At 65.5% G+C, this 16,829-nt stretch carries 15 protein-coding genes and 1 pseudogene; 4 read left to right on the forward strand and 12 right to left on the reverse strand.

Annotation, left to right across the window (positions count from 1 at the left end; translation table 11 throughout):
* Nucleotides 1-23: 23 nt before the first annotated feature.
* Together F615_RS20010 and lexA are read right to left on the reverse strand one after the other, a co-directional pair.
* A complete protein-coding gene (locus F615_RS20010) occupies nucleotides 24-458 on the reverse strand; it encodes an ImuA family protein (protein ID WP_156824660.1) in 435 nt (144 codons plus the stop codon).
* Nucleotides 459-958: 500 nt separating this feature from the next.
* The gene (gene lexA, locus F615_RS0114695; RefSeq protein ID WP_026330354.1) at nucleotides 959-1,633 is read right to left on the reverse strand and encodes a transcriptional repressor LexA; all 675 of its coding nucleotides are present in this window, start codon (nucleotides 1,631-1,633) and stop codon (nucleotides 959-961) included.
* A 134-nt stretch (nucleotides 1,634-1,767) separates the two neighbouring features.
* On the opposite strand from lexA, the gene F615_RS0114700 reads away from it, so the two are divergent.
* A complete protein-coding gene (locus tag F615_RS0114700; RefSeq protein ID WP_026330355.1) occupies nucleotides 1,768-2,709 on the forward strand; it encodes an asparaginase in 942 nt (313 codons plus the stop codon).
* 17 nt (nucleotides 2,710-2,726) lie between these two features.
* On the opposite strand, the gene F615_RS0114705 is transcribed toward F615_RS0114700, so the two are convergent.
* From F615_RS0114705 to queF, 9 genes are all read right to left on the reverse strand, one after another.
* Nucleotides 2,727-3,152 carry an organic hydroperoxide resistance protein gene (locus F615_RS0114705; protein ID WP_019561939.1) on the reverse strand — a complete coding sequence of 142 codons (426 nt, stop codon included), beginning with the start codon at nucleotides 3,150-3,152 and terminating at the stop codon, nucleotides 2,727-2,729.
* Nucleotides 3,153-3,187: 35 nt separating this feature from the next.
* Entirely contained in the window at nucleotides 3,188-3,691 is a 504-nt protein-coding gene (locus F615_RS0114710) for a MarR family winged helix-turn-helix transcriptional regulator (RefSeq protein WP_019561940.1), read from the reverse strand.
* Nucleotides 3,692-3,782: 91 nt separating this feature from the next.
* A complete protein-coding gene (locus F615_RS0114715) occupies nucleotides 3,783-5,708 on the reverse strand; it encodes an ABC-F family ATP-binding cassette domain-containing protein (RefSeq protein WP_019561941.1) in 1,926 nt (641 codons plus the stop codon).
* Nucleotides 5,705-6,583, reverse strand: coding sequence for a 50S ribosomal protein L3 N(5)-glutamine methyltransferase (prmB, locus tag F615_RS0114720; protein ID WP_019561942.1), 879 nt, complete (start codon nucleotides 6,581-6,583; stop codon nucleotides 5,705-5,707). The genes F615_RS0114715 and prmB overlap by 4 nt, the downstream gene beginning before the upstream one ends.
* Nucleotides 6,580-7,731 (reverse strand): succinyl-diaminopimelate desuccinylase, encoded by a 1,152-nt coding sequence (dapE, locus tag F615_RS0114725; RefSeq protein WP_019561943.1) that lies wholly within the window; start codon nucleotides 7,729-7,731, stop codon nucleotides 6,580-6,582. The genes prmB and dapE overlap by 4 nt, the downstream gene beginning before the upstream one ends.
* Nucleotides 7,732-7,758: 27 nt before the next feature.
* Entirely contained in the window at nucleotides 7,759-8,958 is a 1,200-nt protein-coding gene (locus tag F615_RS0114730; protein WP_019561944.1) for a PilT/PilU family type 4a pilus ATPase, read from the reverse strand.
* 46 nt (nucleotides 8,959-9,004) lie between these two features.
* On the reverse strand, nucleotides 9,005-9,835 hold the full coding sequence (gene dapD, locus F615_RS0114735) for a 2,3,4,5-tetrahydropyridine-2,6-dicarboxylate N-succinyltransferase (protein ID WP_019561945.1): 831 nt from the start codon (nucleotides 9,833-9,835) through the stop codon (nucleotides 9,005-9,007).
* A 21-nt stretch (nucleotides 9,836-9,856) separates the two neighbouring features.
* Complete coding sequence (gene dapC, locus F615_RS0114740) at nucleotides 9,857-11,068, reverse strand: succinyldiaminopimelate transaminase (protein WP_019561946.1); 1,212 nt, start codon at nucleotides 11,066-11,068, stop codon at nucleotides 9,857-9,859.
* A 44-nt stretch (nucleotides 11,069-11,112) separates the two neighbouring features.
* On the reverse strand, nucleotides 11,113-11,544 hold the full coding sequence (queF, locus tag F615_RS0114745; RefSeq protein ID WP_019561947.1) for a preQ(1) synthase: 432 nt from the start codon (nucleotides 11,542-11,544) through the stop codon (nucleotides 11,113-11,115).
* A 214-nt stretch (nucleotides 11,545-11,758) separates the two neighbouring features.
* Between queF and smc the strand changes: the two genes are divergently transcribed.
* The gene (smc, locus tag F615_RS0114750; RefSeq protein WP_019561948.1) at nucleotides 11,759-15,274 is read left to right on the forward strand and encodes a chromosome segregation protein SMC; all 3,516 of its coding nucleotides are present in this window, start codon (nucleotides 11,759-11,761) and stop codon (nucleotides 15,272-15,274) included.
* A gap of 5 nt (nucleotides 15,275-15,279) precedes the next feature.
* The gene (locus F615_RS0114755) at nucleotides 15,280-16,335 is read left to right on the forward strand and encodes a hypothetical protein (protein WP_019561949.1); all 1,056 of its coding nucleotides are present in this window, start codon (nucleotides 15,280-15,282) and stop codon (nucleotides 16,333-16,335) included.
* Here the strand turns inward: F615_RS0114755 and F615_RS0114760 are convergent.
* Nucleotides 16,328-16,540, reverse strand: coding sequence for an oxidoreductase dimerization domain-containing protein (locus F615_RS0114760; protein WP_019561950.1), 213 nt, complete (start codon nucleotides 16,538-16,540; stop codon nucleotides 16,328-16,330). The genes F615_RS0114755 and F615_RS0114760 overlap by 8 nt on opposite strands.
* 131 nt (nucleotides 16,541-16,671) lie before the next feature.
* Here F615_RS0114760 and F615_RS20550 point away from each other — a divergent pair.
* Nucleotides 16,672-16,829 (forward strand): annotated as a pseudogene (locus F615_RS20550) (IS481 family transposase); the annotation flags it as partial.

The following is a 16,829-nucleotide window of genomic DNA, read 5'->3' on the forward strand; positions in this document are numbered from 1 at the left end:
ACGCGCTTGCCGATCTGCCTCGTTCAGGCCGCCAGAGGCCAGCCTTCGGCTTCGCGGCGGGCCAGGCGCTCGAGTTCGTCACAGACCTGAGCCAAGGTGCCGCACAAGGCCGTGCGGCGTCGGTCGGTCGGATCGACGGCCACTTTCAGGGCGGACATGGGGGCGAGCCCGGCTGAGGGCTTCGCACCGCCAGCCTCGTCGAGTGACACCCGCAGCAACACTGCGGCTGCACAAGCGGGGGTTTGCACGTGCACGTCCCAGTGGCGCCCCCGGCCCGGCAACAGACTCAGCCGGACGTCGGCCGGGCTGTCATCCCAGCGCGACGAGGCCGGGCGCATGAGCAAGACATGGGCCGCGTGGCGGCGGGCGGCGCGTGACAGCGCTCGCCAAGCTGCCGTCGGCATGTCCGAGGCCCACAACAACAGCATTCCCCCGGGGTGGGTTTGCAGCCATTGCACGCCCGCCTCGACGACGCGCGGGCCTTGTGGGCCAGGCCAGCAGCAGCTGAGCGGTCCCGTGCCGAACCCCGGTTCCAGTCGGCGGTGCACAGCGTGCGGCGGTTGCACCAGAGCCACCGGTCGGCCCGCTCGCGCAGCGCGCTCGATGGCGGTTTCCAGCAGACGCCATGCGGCGACACCCTCCTGTGGGCCGCATACTTCCAACACCTGTCCAGCCTGCCAACCTCCACCCGGCAGGGCTGCATCCAGGCTCGCATGCCCAGTGGGTAGACGCTGCGGTGTGGCCCGGCGCGGCCGCAAGCGCAAACGTTGCCACCAGGGCGGCAGGGAAGCCGTGTCGTTCATGTCCATCTCCGAAGATCTATCAAGCTCATGACATTCGGCAGGATTGGGACGGGTGCTTCGCCTGGAGGCGCAGCGGGCCAACTGCAGGGCCTGTGCGAGGCGATGTCCTCCTCGCGCCGGCGCCCACCACCTGCAGCGGGCCGGAGGCGATGCGGCTACATCAACATGGTGTTGCGAATCAGCCCCACGGCAATGCCTTCGAGCTCGAAGTCTTGTCCGGGCTCGACGATGATCGTGGGGTAGTCGGGGTTCTCGGCCAGCAGTTCGATGTGACCTCGCTGACGGCGAAAACGCTTGACCGTGACCTCGTCGCCCAGGCGGGCCACGACGATCTGGCCGTTCTTGGCCTCGCGAGTGGCCTGCACGGCCAACAGGTCTCCGTCGAGGATGCCAGCGTCGCGCATGCTCATGCCACGCACTTTGAGCAGAAAGTCGGGTTTGCGCTGAAACAAACTGGCTTCGACGTGATACGTCTGATCGATGTGCTCTTGCGCCAAGATGGGACTGCCCGCGGCCACCCGGCCCACCAGAGGCAAGGCGAGCTGAGCCAGCCCCGGCAGAGGCAGGCTGAACTGGCGAATGCGCGACTCGGCCAGCGAGCGCAATGTGTCAGACTTGAGCCGGATGCCTCGCGAGGTGCCTCCCACCAGTTCGATGACGCCTTTGCGGGCCAGGGCTTGCAGATGTTCCTCGGCGGCATTGGCCGAGCGGAAGCCGAGCTCAGCGGCGATCTCGGCCCGCGTGGGCGGCGCGCCGGTGCGCTCGATCGCGCTTTGGATGAGTTCGAGAATTTGTTGCTGACGGGCCGTGAGCTTCGGGGTCTCGGACATGGCCATGGACCGGCAAGGAATGATGGAGACTATCGACCGGGCGTGGTCGCGCGAGCACAGGCCCGCAGGCCTTCTGAGCACGCACCCACTGGTTGCGCATCCAGTATCTGTATTTTTATCCAGTCTCGAAGAAAATGCAAAGCCATTCAAACACGATCGTGGTCATCGGCACGGGAGGCACGATTGCCGGTGTGGGCAGCAGTGCGTCCGACCATACCGGCTACACGGCAGCGCAACTGGGTGTGGCGCAGTTGGTGGCGGCGGTGCCTTCACTGAACGGCGCACCGTTGGAAGTGCACCAGCTGGCCCAAGTGGACAGCAAAGACATTGACTTCGGCGTCTGGCGCGAGCTGGCCCAGGCGGTCGCACAGGCGCTGGCACGGCCCGAGGTGGCGGGGGTCGTCGTCACCCACGGGACCGACACCTTGGAGGAAACGGCCTGGTTCCTGCAGTCCGTGCTGGCACCGAGCAAGCCGGTGGTGCTGACGGCGGCCATGCGTCCGGCCACGGCATTGTCGGCCGACGGCCCCCAAAACCTGGTCGATGCAATGACGGTGGCTGCCTGGCCCGGTGCCCGCGGCGTCGTGGCGGTGTTGTGCGGTCGGGTGCATGCAGCGGCCGATGTGCGCAAGGCCCACACCTATCAAGTGGATGCGTTCGATTCGGGCGATGCCGGCCCGGTGGCGCTGGTGGAGGCTGGCCGCTTGCGCTTGCTGCGCCCCTGGCCCGAGGGGCAGGCGCTGGACTGGGAACGCGTATGGGCCTTGGAGCCGGCTGCCTGGCCCTGGGTGGAGATCGTCACCAGCACGGCGGGGGCGCGGGGAGAAGCCGTGCGGGCGTTGGTGCATGCCGGTGTGCGAGGCTTGGTGGTGGCCGGCACCGGCAATGGCAGCATCCACCGCGACTTGGAGGCTGCCTTGGCCGAAGCTCAGGCGCAAGGGGTGACCGTGTGGCGTGCCAGCCGCTGCGGCGCCGGGCCGGTGCTGGGGGCGCATCCGCGAGGATGGCCCTCGGTGGGCACCTTGACGCCAGCCAAGGCCCGTGTGGCCCTGATGCTGGCGCTGATGCCGGTCTGAGCCGAGGCGCGTGGCGTTCAGACCACTTTGAGGCGCACGTCGATGTTGTTGCGTGTGGCGTTGGAGTACGGACACACCTGGTGAGCCGCTTGCACCAGGGCCTCGGCCTGGGCACGGTTCATGCCGGGGATCGATACCTCCAGGTCGACTTCGATGCCGAAGCCCTTCGCGATGGGGCCAATGCCCACCGTCGCCGTGATGGAGGTGTCGGCGGGCAGCGCGATCTTGCGCTGGGCCGCCACGAACTTCATCGCGCCAATGAAACAGGCCGAATATCCGGCAGCGAACAATTGTTCGGGATTGGTGCCCGGGCCGCCAGCGCCGCCCAGCTCCTTGGGGGTGCTCAGCCGGACATCGAGCGCGCCGTCGGACGAGATCGAACGGCCATCACGGCCTCCGGTCGAGGTCGCACGGGCTTGATAGAGAACTTTTTCAAGAGGCATGGGCTTTCCTTTCGATGAGTGGCAGGGCGAGGCGGTCAGGCGGCCCGTCGCTTGGCGGGGCTGCTGGCCGAGGGGAGGGACTGGAGGTCCAAGCGGCGGCGCAGATCGTGCAAACGCTGACGCAAATCGGCAATCTCTTGCGGGCTGCACTGGGTGGCGCAGGCGATGTCCAGTGGCAGTCGGCTGGCCGCTGCACGCAACGCCTGGCCCGCGGGCGTGAGGCGGACGAGGACTCGTCGCTCATCGGCAGCGTCACGGCGGCGCTCCACCTTGCCGGCGACCTCCAGGCGCTTGAGCAGGGGCGTGAGCGTGCCGGAATCCAAGAACAAACGTTGTCCGAGTTCACTGACCGTCTGCTGGCCATGCTCCCACAAGACGAGCATGACCAGGTATTGCGGATAGGTCAGGCCCAAGCGATCCAGCAACGGTTTGTAGAGCTTGGTCATCGCCAGCGTGGTGGCATACAGCGCAAAGCACAACTGCTTGTCCAGCTGCAGCACGTCTTGCGAATCGACCTCGGAAGGGGTGGAGCGTGGCATGGCGAAATAATATCGCACTATTTAATTGTGCGCAATTTAATTGTCGGCACGCCAGTGCAGTGCCAGCAGGCCCGGCGGGGCGGCCCAGGTTTCAAGCGTGCAACCGTTCCAGCTGTTCGCTCAGTTCCAGCCAACGAGTTTCGAGCGCTTCGATGTCCTCGCCGATGGCTTTGAGGCGTCGGCCCTGCTGCGCCCACTGCTGTGGCGTACCTTGGCCGCCGGACAATGCCGCCTCGAGCGTGGCTTTCTCCTGGCTCAGGGCGTCCAGGCGGGCGTCGATGGCCGCCAGCTCCTTCTTCAGCGCACGGGCTTGTTCCAAACGTTGCTGACGTTGCGGGTCGCGTCGATCTTGCCGAGCGTTGTGAGCACCGGACGGCGGTCGCGCCTCGGGCGGCGCCTGCCGCTGCGTCTGGGTCCGCTGACGGCTTTGCTCCAGCAACCACTGCTGGTAATCGTCCAGATCGCCATCGAACGGGCTGACCGTGCCGTGAGCGACCAGCCAGAATTCGTCGCACACCTCGCGCAGTAGCGCGCGATCGTGGCTGACCAGCATCACGGTGCCTTCGAATTCATTGAGCGCCAGGCTCAGTGCCTCGCGGGTGGTGAGGTCCAGATGGTTGGTCGGTTCGTCCAGCAACAACAGGTTGGGGCGCTGCCACACGAGCAGGGCCAGCACCAGACGGGCTTTCTCGCCGCCGCTCATGCTGCCCACCGGTTGCATGACCATGTCGCCCACGAAGCGGAACTGTCCGAGAAAGTCCCGCAGTTCCTGCTCGCGTGCCGCGGGTCCGACGTCGCGGGCCAGGCGGATCAGGTGTTGCAAGGGCGTATCGGTGGGTTCCAGCACGTCCAACTCTTGCTGCGCAAAGTAGCCAATGGACAGGCCTTTGCCCTCGGTGATGCGTCCGCCCAGCAGGGGCAGGCTGCGCGCGATGGTCTTGACCAGGGTGGACTTGCCCTGCCCATTGGCGCCCAAAATGCCGATACGCTGGCCAGCCAGCACCGAGCGGTGCACGTCGCGCAGGATGATGGCCGCGCCATCCTCGTGGCGATAGCCCATGGCCGCACCGTCGAGCACCAACATGGGGTTGGGCAGTTGGGCCGGTGGGCGGAACTCGAAGTGGAAATCGGCGGCCGTGAGCACCGGCGCCAGTTTCTCCATGCGTGCCAAGGCCTTGATGCGGCTTTGAGCTTGGCGAGCCTTGCTGGCCTTGGCCTTGAAGCGCTCGATGAAACGCGACAACTGCGCGATGCGCTCTTGCTGGCGCTCAAAGGCAGCCTGTTGCTGGGCCAGGCGTTCGGCGCGCATTTCCTCGAAGCGGGTGTAGTTGCCGCCGTAGCGGGTCAGGCGGGCGTCTTCCAGGTGCACCGTCACCCGCGTGACTGCATCGAGAAACTCGCGGTCGTGGCTGATGACGATCAGCGTGCCCTCGAAACGCTGCAACCAGGCTTCCAGCCAGACCAGGGCGTCGAGGTCCAGGTGGTTGGTCGGCTCGTCCAGCAGCATCAAGTCGGCCGGACACATCAGCGCACGCGCCAGTTGCAGCCGCATGCGCCACCCCCCCGAAAAGCTGTTGACCGGGGCGTCCAGCTGCCCGCTGGTGAAGCCCAAGCCCATCAGCAAGGCCTGGGCACGGGCGCGAGCATCGAAGCCCCCGGCTTGCGCGATGCGCTGATGCGCTTCGGCCATGGCCATGCCGTCGCCGGCAGCCTCGGCTTGGGCCAACGCCGCCAGCGCGGCCTGCAGCACGCGGTCGCCCGCCAGCACGAAGTCGGTGGCCGTCTGGTCGGTCTCGGGCATGTCTTGCGCGACTTCGGCCACCTGCCAATGGGCCGGCAGCTCGACATCGCCGGCATCGGCTTGCAGCCGGCCCGTGAGCAAGGCAAACAGCGACGATTTGCCGGCGCCGTTGCGGCCGACCAGGCCTACTTTTTCGCCGGGATTGAGGGTGAGCGAGGCGCCATCGAGCACGATCTTCGTGCCTCGGCGCAGCGTCAGATTCTTGAGCTGGATCATCGCAGCAGCGTCTGAGCGGCCAAGGCTTCACGGGTGAGCAAGACCACCATGTCTGGGCCTGCGCTGGTGTCGAGCCAGACGGCTTCGAGCAGGGGAAAGGCGGCTTCGAAATGGGCACGCTCATGGCCGATTTCCAGCACGAGCACGGCCTGCTCGTTCATGTGGTCTGGCGCTTGGCGCAGGATGCGACGGATCAGATCCATGCCATCGTCGCCGCCGGCCAAGGCCAGTTCCGGCTCGGCCTGGTATTCGGCCGGCAAGGCCGCCATCGACAGCGTGTTCACGTAGGGCGGGTTGCACAGGATGAGGTCGTAGCGGCCGCGCACCGCGTCGAACAAATCGCTGTGCAGGAGGCGGATGCGCTGGGTCAAGCCATGGCGTTCGACATTGATGCGCGCCACTTCCAGAGCCTCGGCACTCAGGTCGGAGGCATCGACATGAATGTCCGGATAGGCCATGGCGGCCAGCACGGCCAGACTGCCGTTGCCAGTGCACAGATCGAGCACGGTGCGGGTGTGCGCACCCAGCCAGGGGTCGATGCTGCCGTCGGCCAGCAGCTCGGCAATGAAGGAGCGCGGCACGATGGCGCGTTCATCGACATAGAACCGCACGCCCTGCAGCCATGCCTCCTGGGTGAGGTAAGCGGCCGGCAACCGGGTGGTGATGCGTTCGTCGATCAAGGCATTGACGCGGGCTTGATCGGCGCGGTCGAGTTCGCGCGTGGCCACGGCGTCCAGATCGTCCAGTGGCAGGCCCAGGGCCCACAGGGTGAGCCAGGCGGCCTCATCGCGGGCATTGGTCGTGCCGTGCCCAAACGAAACGCCCGCCTCGTCGAGGCGGGCGGCCATGCGCTCGATCAGCTCGAGTACGGTCATGCGATCAGTGCTTCCAGGGTCTTGCGGTAGATGTTCTTCAGCGGCTCCAAGTGGGCCACTTCCACGGCTTCGTTGATTTTGTGGATGGTGGCATTGCGCGGCCCGAACTCGATCACCTGAGGGCAGATTTGGGCGATGAAGCGGCCATCGGAGGTGCCACCGGTGGTGGACAGCTCGGGCGTCAGTCCGGTTTCGGTGCGGATGGCCGACACCACGGCTTCGCTCAGGTCGCCTGGCTCCGTGAGGAAGGGCAAGCCGCCGAGCGTCCAGGTCAGTTCATACTCCAGGCCATGCCGGTCGAGCACTTCGTGCACCCGGGCCTTCAAGCCATCTGGGGTGGATTCGGTGCTGTATCGGAAATTGAAATCGACGACGAGCTCGCCTGGGATCACGTTCGTGGCCCCGGTGCCGGCATGTAGATTCGAAATTTGCCAACTCGTCGGCGGGAAGTAGGCGTTGCCGCGATCCCACTCGATGGCAGCCAGTTCGGCCAAGGCCGGTGCGGCCTGGTGGACCGGGTTGCGCGCCAGATGAGGATAGGCGATGTGGCCCTGGATGCCTTTGACCGTCAGTCGCCCCGACAGTGATCCGCGACGACCGTTCTTGATCATGTCGCCCAACTGCTCGACCGACGTGGGCTCGCCGACGATGCAGTAATCCAGCCGTTCGCCACGCGTGCGCAGCCAGTCGCAGACTTTGGCCGTGCCATCGTTGGCCGGACCTTCTTCGTCGCTGGTGATCAAGAAGGCGATGGAGCCGCGGTGATCGGGGTGGGCAGCCACGAACTCTTGGACGGCCACCACCATCGCGGCGATCGAACTCTTCATGTCGGCCGCGCCGCGGCCGTAGAGCATGCCCTCCCGGTGGGTCGGCGTGAAGGGGTCGCTGAGCCAGCGTTCCAAGGGGCCGGCCGGCACCACATCGGTGTGGCCGGCAAACACCAGCACCTTGCCTTGGCGACCGGCGCGGCCCTCGCGCTTGGCCCATAGGTTGGTGACGCGAAAGTCCGGCGGGCCGAACACCAGGGTCTCGCACGCAAACCCCAGCGGCGACAAGCGTTCGATGATCAAGGCCTGGCAGCCGGCATCGGACGGTGTGACCGAGGGCCGGGCGATCAGGGCTTCAGCAAGGCGCAGGGTGTCGGTCATGGGGTGGGGAGCACAACCATCGGAAGCTCAGCGCAGCATGCCAAAGCCAGTGGTGCCGTAGCCGCTGGGGCGTTCGTCATGGCGCACATCCAGCGTGATTTCGGTGAAGGATGGCCCATCCTCGATGTCCTCTTTCTTCGGGGTGAGCTTGCTCTGGGTGCTGGTGTCGTTTTGCAGCCGCCACATCAGGTTGGTGGGCGAGTCGGCGTAGGCCAGGCCTTCTTCGCGAGTGACGCGGCCTTCTTGGATCAGCCTGGCAATGTCGGCTTCGAAGGTCTGCGATCCTTCCGCCAAAGATTTCTCCATGGCTTCTTTGACCCCGGACAGGTCGCCTTTTTCGATCAATTCGGCCACCAGCTTGGTGTTGAGCAGGACTTCCACCGCTGGGATGCGCCCGCCGGCCACCGCGCGCATCAGGCGCTGCGAGACGATGGCTTTCAAACCCGACCCAAGATCGGACAGCATGGCCGGCCGTGCCTCAGGGGTGTAGAACGACATGATGCGGCTGAGCGCGTGGTAGCTATTGTTGGCGTGCATCGTCGACAGCACCAAATGACCGGACAGGGCGTAAGACAGGGCGGCGGTCATGGTTTCGCGGTCCCGGATCTCGCCGATCATGATGCAGTCGGGGGCTTGCCGCAGGGCGTTTTTCAGGCCGATTTGCAATGACTGGGTGTCGCGCCCGACCTCGCGCTGATTGACCACGGACTTCTTGTTCGTGAAGTGGAACTCGATGGGATCCTCGATCGTGAGGATGTGTCCGGCCACTTGCTGATTGCGATGTTCGAGCATGGCCGCCAAGGTCGTGCTCTTGCCGGTGCCGGTGGCGCCCACGAGCAAGATCAGCCCGCGCTTTTCCAGCACGAGGCTGGTGAGGATCTCGGGCACGTTGAGCGATTCCAACGAGGGAATCGTGTTCGGGATGTAGCGAAATACCGCAGCAATGGAGCCGCGCTGCTTGAAGGCACTCAAGCGGAAACTGGCCACACCGGGCAAGACCACCCCGAGATTGAGTTCGCCGGTCTCATCCAGCTCTTCCATTTGCGCGGGAGTGAGCACCTCGGCCAGCAGCTGACGTGGCTGCTGGGGCGAGAGGGGCTGATCGCTGACTTGCAGGATTTGCCCATGGATTTTGATGAGGATGGGCGTTTTCGCAGATAGAAAGACGTCCGACGCTTGCTTGTCGGCCATCAGGCGCAGCACGCGCTCCATGTTGCCACCGCTCATCGCCATCCTCCTCGTCGTGGGTGTGTCGGGTATGCCGGCGTGGGCCTTATGCTCGCAACAGTTCGTTGATGCTGGTCTTGGAGCGCGTCTGGGCGTCCACGCGCTTGACGATCACAGCGGCATACAGGCCGTAGGGCTGACCGGCGGCCGTGGTTTTGGGCAGACTGCCACTGACGACCACCGAGCCCGCCGGCACGCGCCCGTATGTGATTTCACCGGTCTCGCGGTTGAAGATCGGGGTGCTTTGGCCGATGTACACGCCCATGCCCAGCACGGAGTTTTCCTCCACGATCACGCCTTCGACCACCTCGGAACGCGCGCCGATGAAGCAGTTGTCCTCGATGATCGTGGGGTTGGCCTGCAGCGGCTCGAGCACACCGCCGATGCCCACACCTCCGGACAAGTGCACGTTCTTGCCGATCTGGGCGCAAGAACCCACGGTCGCCCAGGTATCGACCATGGTGCCCTCGTCGACATAGGCGCCGATGTTCACATAAGAGGGCATCAGCACCACGTTCTTCGCGATGTAGCTGCCGCGGCGCGCAACGGCCGGCGGCACGACGCGCACGCCGGTGGCGCGCATCTCCTCTTCGCTCAGATGGGCAAATTTGGTCGGCACCTTGTCGAAGAACCCGAGGTCGCCGGCACGCATGGCCACGTTGTCATGCAAGCGGAAGCTCAGCAGCACGGCTTTCTTGATCCACTGATGGGTGGTCCAGACGCCGTCGATCTTTTCGGCAACGCGCAAGCGGCCCTTGTTCAGGTCGGCAATCACGGATTCGACGGCTTCGCGCACCTCGGGCGCGGCTGTGGATGGCGATAGGGCGGCGCGGTCGTCCCAGGCCTGATGGATGACGGCTTCGAGGGCTTGGCTCATGGATGCAGACTTTGCAGTGGATCAAAGAGAACGGACATAGGCAACGATGCGTTCGGCGGCTTCGACGCATTCCTCGAGCTCGGCCACCAATGCCATGCGGATGCGACCGGCACCGGGGTTGCAGCCATGCGCCTGTCGCGCAAGGAAGCTGCCGGGCAAGACGGTCACATTGTATTGAGCAAGCAGCCCCCGGGCGAAGTCGGTGTCGCTTTGTCCCAGGGCCTCGGGCACCTTGGCCCACAGGTAAAAGCCCGCGTCGGGCAGGGCCACTTCCAGCACCTCGGCAAGCATGGGCGTGACGCGCTCGAACTTGGCTCGGTACTGCTGGCGGTTGGCGATCACGTGGGCCTCGTCATTCCAGGCGGCGATGCTGGCCTGCTGCACCACCGGGCTCATGGCGCTGCCATGGTAGGTGCGGTACAGCGAAAAGGCTTTGAGCAAGCGCGCATCGCCAGCCACGAAGCCCGAGCGCAGGCCGGGCACGTTGGAGCGTTTGGACAGACTGGTGAAGGCCAAGAGGTTGCGCAGGTCGTGGCGCCCAAGGCGCACGGCCGCTTCCAATCCGCCCAGCGGGGGGACTTCACGGAAGTAAATCTCGGAGTAGCACTCGTCTGAGGCAATCACGAAGCCATACCGATCGCTCAGCTCGAACAGGCGAGCCCACTCCTCCAGTGGCATCACTGCACCGGTGGGATTGCCCGGCGAGCACACGTAGACGAGCTGGGTGCGTGCCCAGGTGTCGTCCGACAGGGCCGACCAGTCGCATGCGAAATTGCGCCTGGGGTCGCTGTTGGCAAAGGCCGTGTCGGCACCGGCCAACAAAGCGGCACCCTCATAGATCTGATAGAAGGGGTTGGGGCACACCACCAGGGGCCGGCCCGCCTCGGGATGGCGGGTCGGGTCGATGACGGTTTGGGCGAATGCGAACAGCGCCTCGCGCGAGCCGTTGACCGGCAGCACTTGGGTGGCCGGATCCAGGTGCACGCCGTAGCGACGTTGCACCCATGCGGCCATGGCCTCGCGCAGCGCCGGTTGGCCCACCGTGGCCGGGTACTGGGCGAGACCATCCAGCGCCTCAGTCAGCGCCTGGCGGATGAACGGCGGCGTGGGATGTTTGGGCTCCCCAATCCCCAAGCTGATGGGGCGCAGCGCTGGGTTGGGCGTGATGTCTTGCGTGAGGGCGCGCAGCCGTTCGAAGGGGTAGGGCTGGAGCCGGGCGAGCAGGGGATTCATGGTGCATGATTATCCGCCCTCGGCCAGCCTGGGCGCGCCGTCGCTCACCTCAACAGGCCGGTTTCGGCTGCGTGCTGCGGCAACTCGATGTGAGGCTGCGGCTTCCAGCCCTTCTTGCGATGCTCCACCACGATATTGGTGTAGATGCCGCCGCGCACATACCACTTGGCCGTGATGCGCAGGAATCGGGGCTGAATGGCCTTGACGATGTCATCGAGGATGTCGTTGGTGACCTTCTCATGGAAAGCCCCTTCGTTGCGGTAGCTCCACATGTACATCTTCAGGCTTTTGAGCTCGACACACAGTTGGTCGGGCACGCAGTCGATCGTGAAATGCGCAAAGTCGGGCTGGCCGGTCAAGGGGCAGTGGCAGGTGAACTCGGGCACCTGGAACTGGATGACGTAGTCACGCTTGGGGCTCGGATTGGGGAAGACGTGCAGCTCCTTCGAAGGCGCCGAGGGCGGGTTGGGCGGCATTTGGCGCTGCCGGGCCGCGGGGAGGGCAGAAGTACGTTTGGCCATGACGGTGTGACGCGAAGAATCAATGGGGTCGCCAGAGCCGGCGACGCGAGGGGGCGATGGTATCATCCGCGCTTCCAAGCCACCGGATGCTGAACCGGTTTTCCCAGACGAATCAACGACTTAGCGCGAGGTCGCCGCAGGCGGCCCGGCGCGGTGCCTCGAGCTGCCCATGCGCCTGAACTCGATCAAGCTGTCCGGCTTCAAGTCCTTCGCGGATCCCACGCACTTTCAGCTGCCCGGGCAACTCGTCGGCGTGGTGGGGCCCAATGGCTGCGGCAAGTCCAACATCATGGATGCCGTGCGCTGGGTGCTGGGCGAATCCAAAGCCTCGGAGTTGCGCGGCGAGTCGATGCAAGACGTGATCTTCAACGGCTCGAGCACCCGCAAGCCAGCCAGCCGAGCCAGCGTGGAGCTGGTGTTCGACAACTCCGATGGGCGTGCCGGCGGGCAGTGGAACCAGTTCACCGAGATCTCGGTGCGACGGGTGCTCACCCGCGACGGGACGTCGAGCTATTTCATCAACGGGCAACCGGTGCGTCGGCGTGACGTCCAGGATGTCTTCCTTGGCACGGGCCTGGGGCCGCGGGCCTACGCCATCATCGGTCAAGGCACGATCAGTCGCATCATCGAATCCCGCCCGGAAGAACTGCGCATGTTCCTGGAGGAGGCCGCCGGGGTCTCCAAGTACAAGGAACGTCGCCGCGAAACCGAGAACCGGCTGAAAGACACGCGCGAGAACCTCACCCGGGTGGAAGACATCCTGCGTGAACTGAGCCACAACCTCGAACGCCTGGAACAGCAGGCCGAAGTGGCTCAGCGTTATCGCAGCCTGCAAGAACTAGGCACGCTCAAGCTGCACCAGCTGTGGTTTCTCAAACACCGTGACGCCGCGGCCGAACAAGAGCGCGTGCACCGTGAAGTGCTCGAAGCCACCAATGCCTTGGAGTCCCGGCTGGCCGAGTTGCGCCATGTCGAAGCCGAGTTGGAGACCATCCGTCAGGCGCATTACACGGCCAGTGACGAGCTGCACGCCGCGCAAGCCGCGCTGGCCGAGGCCAACCTGGAAGTCAGCCGCTTGGAAGAGCGCATCCGCTATGTGGTGGAGGGGCGTCAGCGGGTCGAGCAGCGATTGATCGAACTGAAAGCGCAAAGCGAGCAATGGCGGCAGCGCCGCGAGCAAGCCGAAAGCGAACTCGAAACCATTGCCGAGCAGATCGCCATGGCGCAAGAGCAGGCCGAGATCCTGGCCGCTCAGGCCGAAGAAGAGGCGGCCGCGCTGCCGGCCCTGGAGGATGAGGTGCGTGCCGCCGTGGCGCGAGCCAATGAGCAGCGCAATGCGGTTTCGGGCGTGCAGCAGCAGATCCAGGTGCTCGCGGTGGAATCGCGCAATCTGGACGAACAATGTCGGCAGTTGCAGACGCGGCGTGAACGGCTGGCCGCGGAGGCCAAGGGGCTGGCCGCGCCTGACGAGGCCGGGTTGGCCGAGCTTGAGCATCAGGTCGAGCTGGCCGCGCAGGAGCAGGCCATGGCCGACGAGCGGCTGCACGAGCTGACCGAACTGGTGCCTCGGCTGGATGAGGCCCGGCGGGCTCAGCAGGAGCGGGTCAATGCCGAATCGGCCAAGCAGGCTGACTTGGGCGCGCGGTTGGAGGCTCTGAGGGCCTTGCAGGAAAAGGTGCAAACCGAAGGCAAGCTCAAGCCCTGGTTGGCCAAGCACGGTTTGGAGGGCCTGCAGGGCCTGTGGACCAAAGTGCACATCGAGCCAGGGTGGGAGACGGCGCTGGAATCGGCGCTGCGCGAACGGCTCAACGCGCTGGAGGTGGGCCGCGTGGACATCGTGCGCGCGTTCGCCAGTGATGCGCCGCCGGCCAAGCTGGCCTTCTACACGCTGCCCTCGGCGGCCATCAGCAGTACCCATCACACGCTGCCGAGGCTGTCGGACCTGCTGCGTCTGCACGATGCGGGACTGAAAGCGCTCTTGAACGATTGGTTGGAAGGGGTTTACACCGCCGCGTCGCTCGACGAAGCGCTGGCCCAGCGTGGCAAGCTCACGCACGGGGAAGTGATCATGACGCGCGAGGGCCACGCCGTGTCGCAGTTTGCCGTGGCGTTTTATGCGCCGGACTCCGAGCAAGCCGGTATGTTGGCGCGCGCGCAGGAGATCGAGAACCTGGAGCGCCAAGTGCGCGCGCAGGCCCTGATTGCCGACGAGGCGCGCGCGGCCCTGGTGCGAGCCGAAGCGGCCTACACCGAGGCATCGCAGCGTCTGGTGGCCGCGCGTCGCGAAGCCGCGCAGGCACAGGCCCGCGTCCATGAACTGCAGGTGGAGTTGCTGCGCCTGACGCAGCAGGCCGAGCAGACCAGCAGCCGGCGCGGGCAGATCGAGGACGAGTTGGCCGAGATCGACGCACAACTCGAAGAACTGGCTGAACGGCGCGCCACGGGGGAGGCTCGATTCGAAGCGCTGGACCAGCAGCTGGCCGATGAGCAAGAACGCCACGCCGAGCTCGAGGAAGCCGTGATCGAGGCCGAACGCAAGCTCAATCAGGCGCGCGAGCAACTCCGTTCACTGGAACGGGAAGCCCAGGAATCGCAGTTCTCGGCGCGTGCTTTGGCCTCTCGTCGCGGGGAGCTACAGCGATCCATCGAGACGGCGATGCAGCAACTCCAAGCCAATGAGCGCTCGGCCGAACAGCTGCAGGCCGAGCTTGATGGCTTCAACGATGCGGCGGCGCAAGCCGGCTTGCAGGAGGCGCTGGCGCTCAAGATGGAGCGCGAAGCGGCCCTGGCGGCCAAGCGCAGCGAATACGACGATTTGTCGATGCGTTTGCGCCGGGCCGACGAGCAACGCCTGGAGTTCGAGCGCAGCCTCGATCCCTTGCGGGAGCGCATCACCAAGTTGCAGCTCGAAGAACAGGCCGCCTCGCTGGGAGGCGCACAATTCTTGGAGCAACTCACCCAAGCGGGGGTCGATCTCGAGGCCTTGGCGCGCTCCATCGAGGAAGGTGGAGTGCGGCTGCAGGGCTTGCAAGCGGAGATCGACCGCGTCAACCGCGAAATCAACGCGCTGGGGGCGGTCAACCTGGCGGCCCTGGACGAACTCGCCGCCGCGCGCGAGCGCAAGACCTTCCTGGACGCCCAGAACGCCGATCTGATCGATGCGATCAAGACGCTGGAAGATGCGATCCACAAGATCGACATGGAAACCCGCGATCTGCTGAAGAAGACCTTCGATTTCGTCAACGAGCACTTCGGCAAGATGTTCCCGACGCTGTTCGGCGGTGGCACGGCCAAACTGGTGATGACCGGCGACGAAATCCTCGATGCCGGGGTGCAGGTGATGGCCCAGCCGCCGGGCAAGAAAAACAGCACCATCCACCTGCTGTCCGGTGGCGAGAAGGCATTGACGGCCATTGCGCTGGTGTTTGCGATCTTCCAGCTCAACCCGGCGCCATTCTGTTTGCTCGACGAGGTCGATGCGCCGCTGGACGACGCCAACACCGAACGCTACGCCAAGCTGGTCACTGCGATGTCCAAGGACACCCAGTTCTTGTTCATCTCGCACAACAAGATCGCCATGGAAATGGCTGAGCAACTCATCGGTGTGACGATGCAGGAGCAGGGCGTCTCGCGCATCGTGGCGGTGGACATGGAAGCGGCCGTGGGCATGGCTGAAGCGGCTTGACGAACATGGGCAGCCTGCAATTGGCCTTGCTCGTCCTGGGCGCCTTGGTCATCGCCGCGGTGGTGGCCCATGGTGCTTGGCAAGCCCGCAAAGCCGGCGTGCGCCGGGCTGGCATTCGGGGCCAGACGGCTGCGCGGCGCTTCGAAGAGCCCGTGTTGCCGTTGGACGACTTCGAGCCTGCCCCAGCGGCCGATGCGCTGGATGCCACGCTGGCGTCCCCGGTTGTGCGACGAACGGGCGGACCGCGTCTGGACCCGTTGATCGACGCCATCGTGCCGCTGAGCGTGGAGCTGCGCTTCACCGGCGACAGTGTGATGCACCACCTGCCGGCCACCCGGCGGGCCGGCAGCAAGCCCTTTTTCATCGAGGGGCTGAACGATGCCAGCTCGCAATGGGAGCCGCCTCAACCTGGGCAGACGTACCGAGAATTCCAAGCCGGCGTGCAATTGGCCAACCGCACCGGAGCGCTCAACGAGATCGAATACTCCGAGTTCGTGCAAAAGGTGCAAGCCTTTGCCGATGCGATCGGCGCCACCGCAGATTTCCCAGACATGCTCGACGTGGTCGCGCGGGCGCGCGAGCTCGACCAGTTCGCCAGCCAGCACGATGCGCAGCTGGCTTGTCGATTGGTGGCCCGTGGTGCGGCATGGTCGGTGGCATTCATCCAGCAGCACGCCGCACGCCACGGTTTCGTCTCCGGCGCCGTGCCAGGCCGTCTCGTGCTGCCCGGGCGTCACGAAGGCGACCCGGCGATACTGACCTTGCAATTCGATGCACAGGCCGCTTTCGCGGAGGATCCCAACCGGGCCGCGGTGCGTGAAGTCACCCTGGCCTTCGACGTGCCCCAGACGAGCGCTGCGGAATCGCCTTTCCTGGCCTGGCAAGCCAGTGCGCAGGCTTTGGCCTTGGGCATGGAGGCCGCCGTGATGGACGACGCGGGCCAGCCCCTGGGCCCGCAAGCCTTCGAGGCCATCGGCCGCGAGCTCGACCGCCTGTATGCGATGCTGGAGGCGCGCGGTTTGCCCGCCGGCTCACCAGCGGCGCGCCGGCTGTTCAGCTGAAGTCGCGCACCAGGCGCACGGGGTCACGCATCAGCACGAATTCTTCGGCCACGGTCGGATGCACGGCCACTGTGTGGTCGAACTGAGCTTTGGTCGCACCGCCGGTCAAGGCCACGGCCAGGCTTTGCACGATTTCTGGGGCATCGGCGCCGAGCATGTGGAGGCCCATGACCCGGTCGGATGCATCGTCGACCAGCAGTTTCATGTAGCTGTCGAATCCCGGACGATCATATACTACCGTCACGCCACGGCTACCTGCTCGCGCGCAGCGTTCTGGCTGAGATTTTGGGCCCGCGGCGCAGCAGCAAGGCGGTCTGATACCGGGGAGTTCCACACATGATCACTCGACTGCACAAGTGCGCCCGCACCACACCGCGCGTCAGAGCCGAAATCGCCGCCAGCAACGACCCCATCGCCACGCTGGCACAGCGCTACGGGGTGTCGCCCATGACGGTGCTCAAGTGGAAACACCGCACCGACTTCGAGGACCGTCC

Source organism: Caldimonas manganoxidans ATCC BAA-369 (genome assembly GCF_000381125.1).
Classification (GTDB): domain Bacteria; phylum Pseudomonadota; class Gammaproteobacteria; order Burkholderiales; family Burkholderiaceae_C; genus Caldimonas; species Caldimonas manganoxidans.

Coding starts and splice junctions, on each gene's coding strand:
- lexA (WP_026330354.1), bottom strand. CDS start 1,633: ATGTCCGAGACCCCGAAGCTCACGGCCCGTCAGCAACAAATTCTCGAA.
- F615_RS0114700 (WP_026330355.1), top strand. CDS start 1,768: ATGCAAAGCCATTCAAACACGATCGTGGTCATCGGCACGGGAGGCACG.
- F615_RS0114705 (WP_019561939.1), bottom strand. CDS start 3,152: ATGCCTCTTGAAAAAGTTCTCTATCAAGCCCGTGCGACCTCGACCGGA.
- F615_RS0114710 (WP_019561940.1), bottom strand. CDS start 3,691: ATGCCACGCTCCACCCCTTCCGAGGTCGATTCGCAAGACGTGCTGCAG.
- F615_RS0114715 (WP_019561941.1), bottom strand. CDS start 5,708: ATGATCCAGCTCAAGAATCTGACGCTGCGCCGAGGCACGAAGATCGTG.
- prmB (WP_019561942.1), bottom strand. CDS start 6,583: ATGACCGTACTCGAGCTGATCGAGCGCATGGCCGCCCGCCTCGACGAG.
- dapE (WP_019561943.1), bottom strand. CDS start 7,731: ATGACCGACACCCTGCGCCTTGCTGAAGCCCTGATCGCCCGGCCCTCG.
- F615_RS0114730 (WP_019561944.1), bottom strand. CDS start 8,958: ATGAGCGGTGGCAACATGGAGCGCGTGCTGCGCCTGATGGCCGACAAG.
- dapD (WP_019561945.1), bottom strand. CDS start 9,835: ATGAGCCAAGCCCTCGAAGCCGTCATCCATCAGGCCTGGGACGACCGC.
- dapC (WP_019561946.1), bottom strand. CDS start 11,068: ATGAATCCCCTGCTCGCCCGGCTCCAGCCCTACCCCTTCGAACGGCTG.
- queF (WP_019561947.1), bottom strand. CDS start 11,544: ATGCCGCCCAACCCGCCCTCGGCGCCTTCGAAGGAGCTGCACGTCTTC.
- smc (WP_019561948.1), top strand. CDS start 11,759: ATGCGCCTGAACTCGATCAAGCTGTCCGGCTTCAAGTCCTTCGCGGAT.
- F615_RS0114755 (WP_019561949.1), top strand. CDS start 15,280: ATGGGCAGCCTGCAATTGGCCTTGCTCGTCCTGGGCGCCTTGGTCATC.
- F615_RS0114760 (WP_019561950.1), bottom strand. CDS start 16,540: ATGAAACTGCTGGTCGACGATGCATCCGACCGGGTCATGGGCCTCCAC.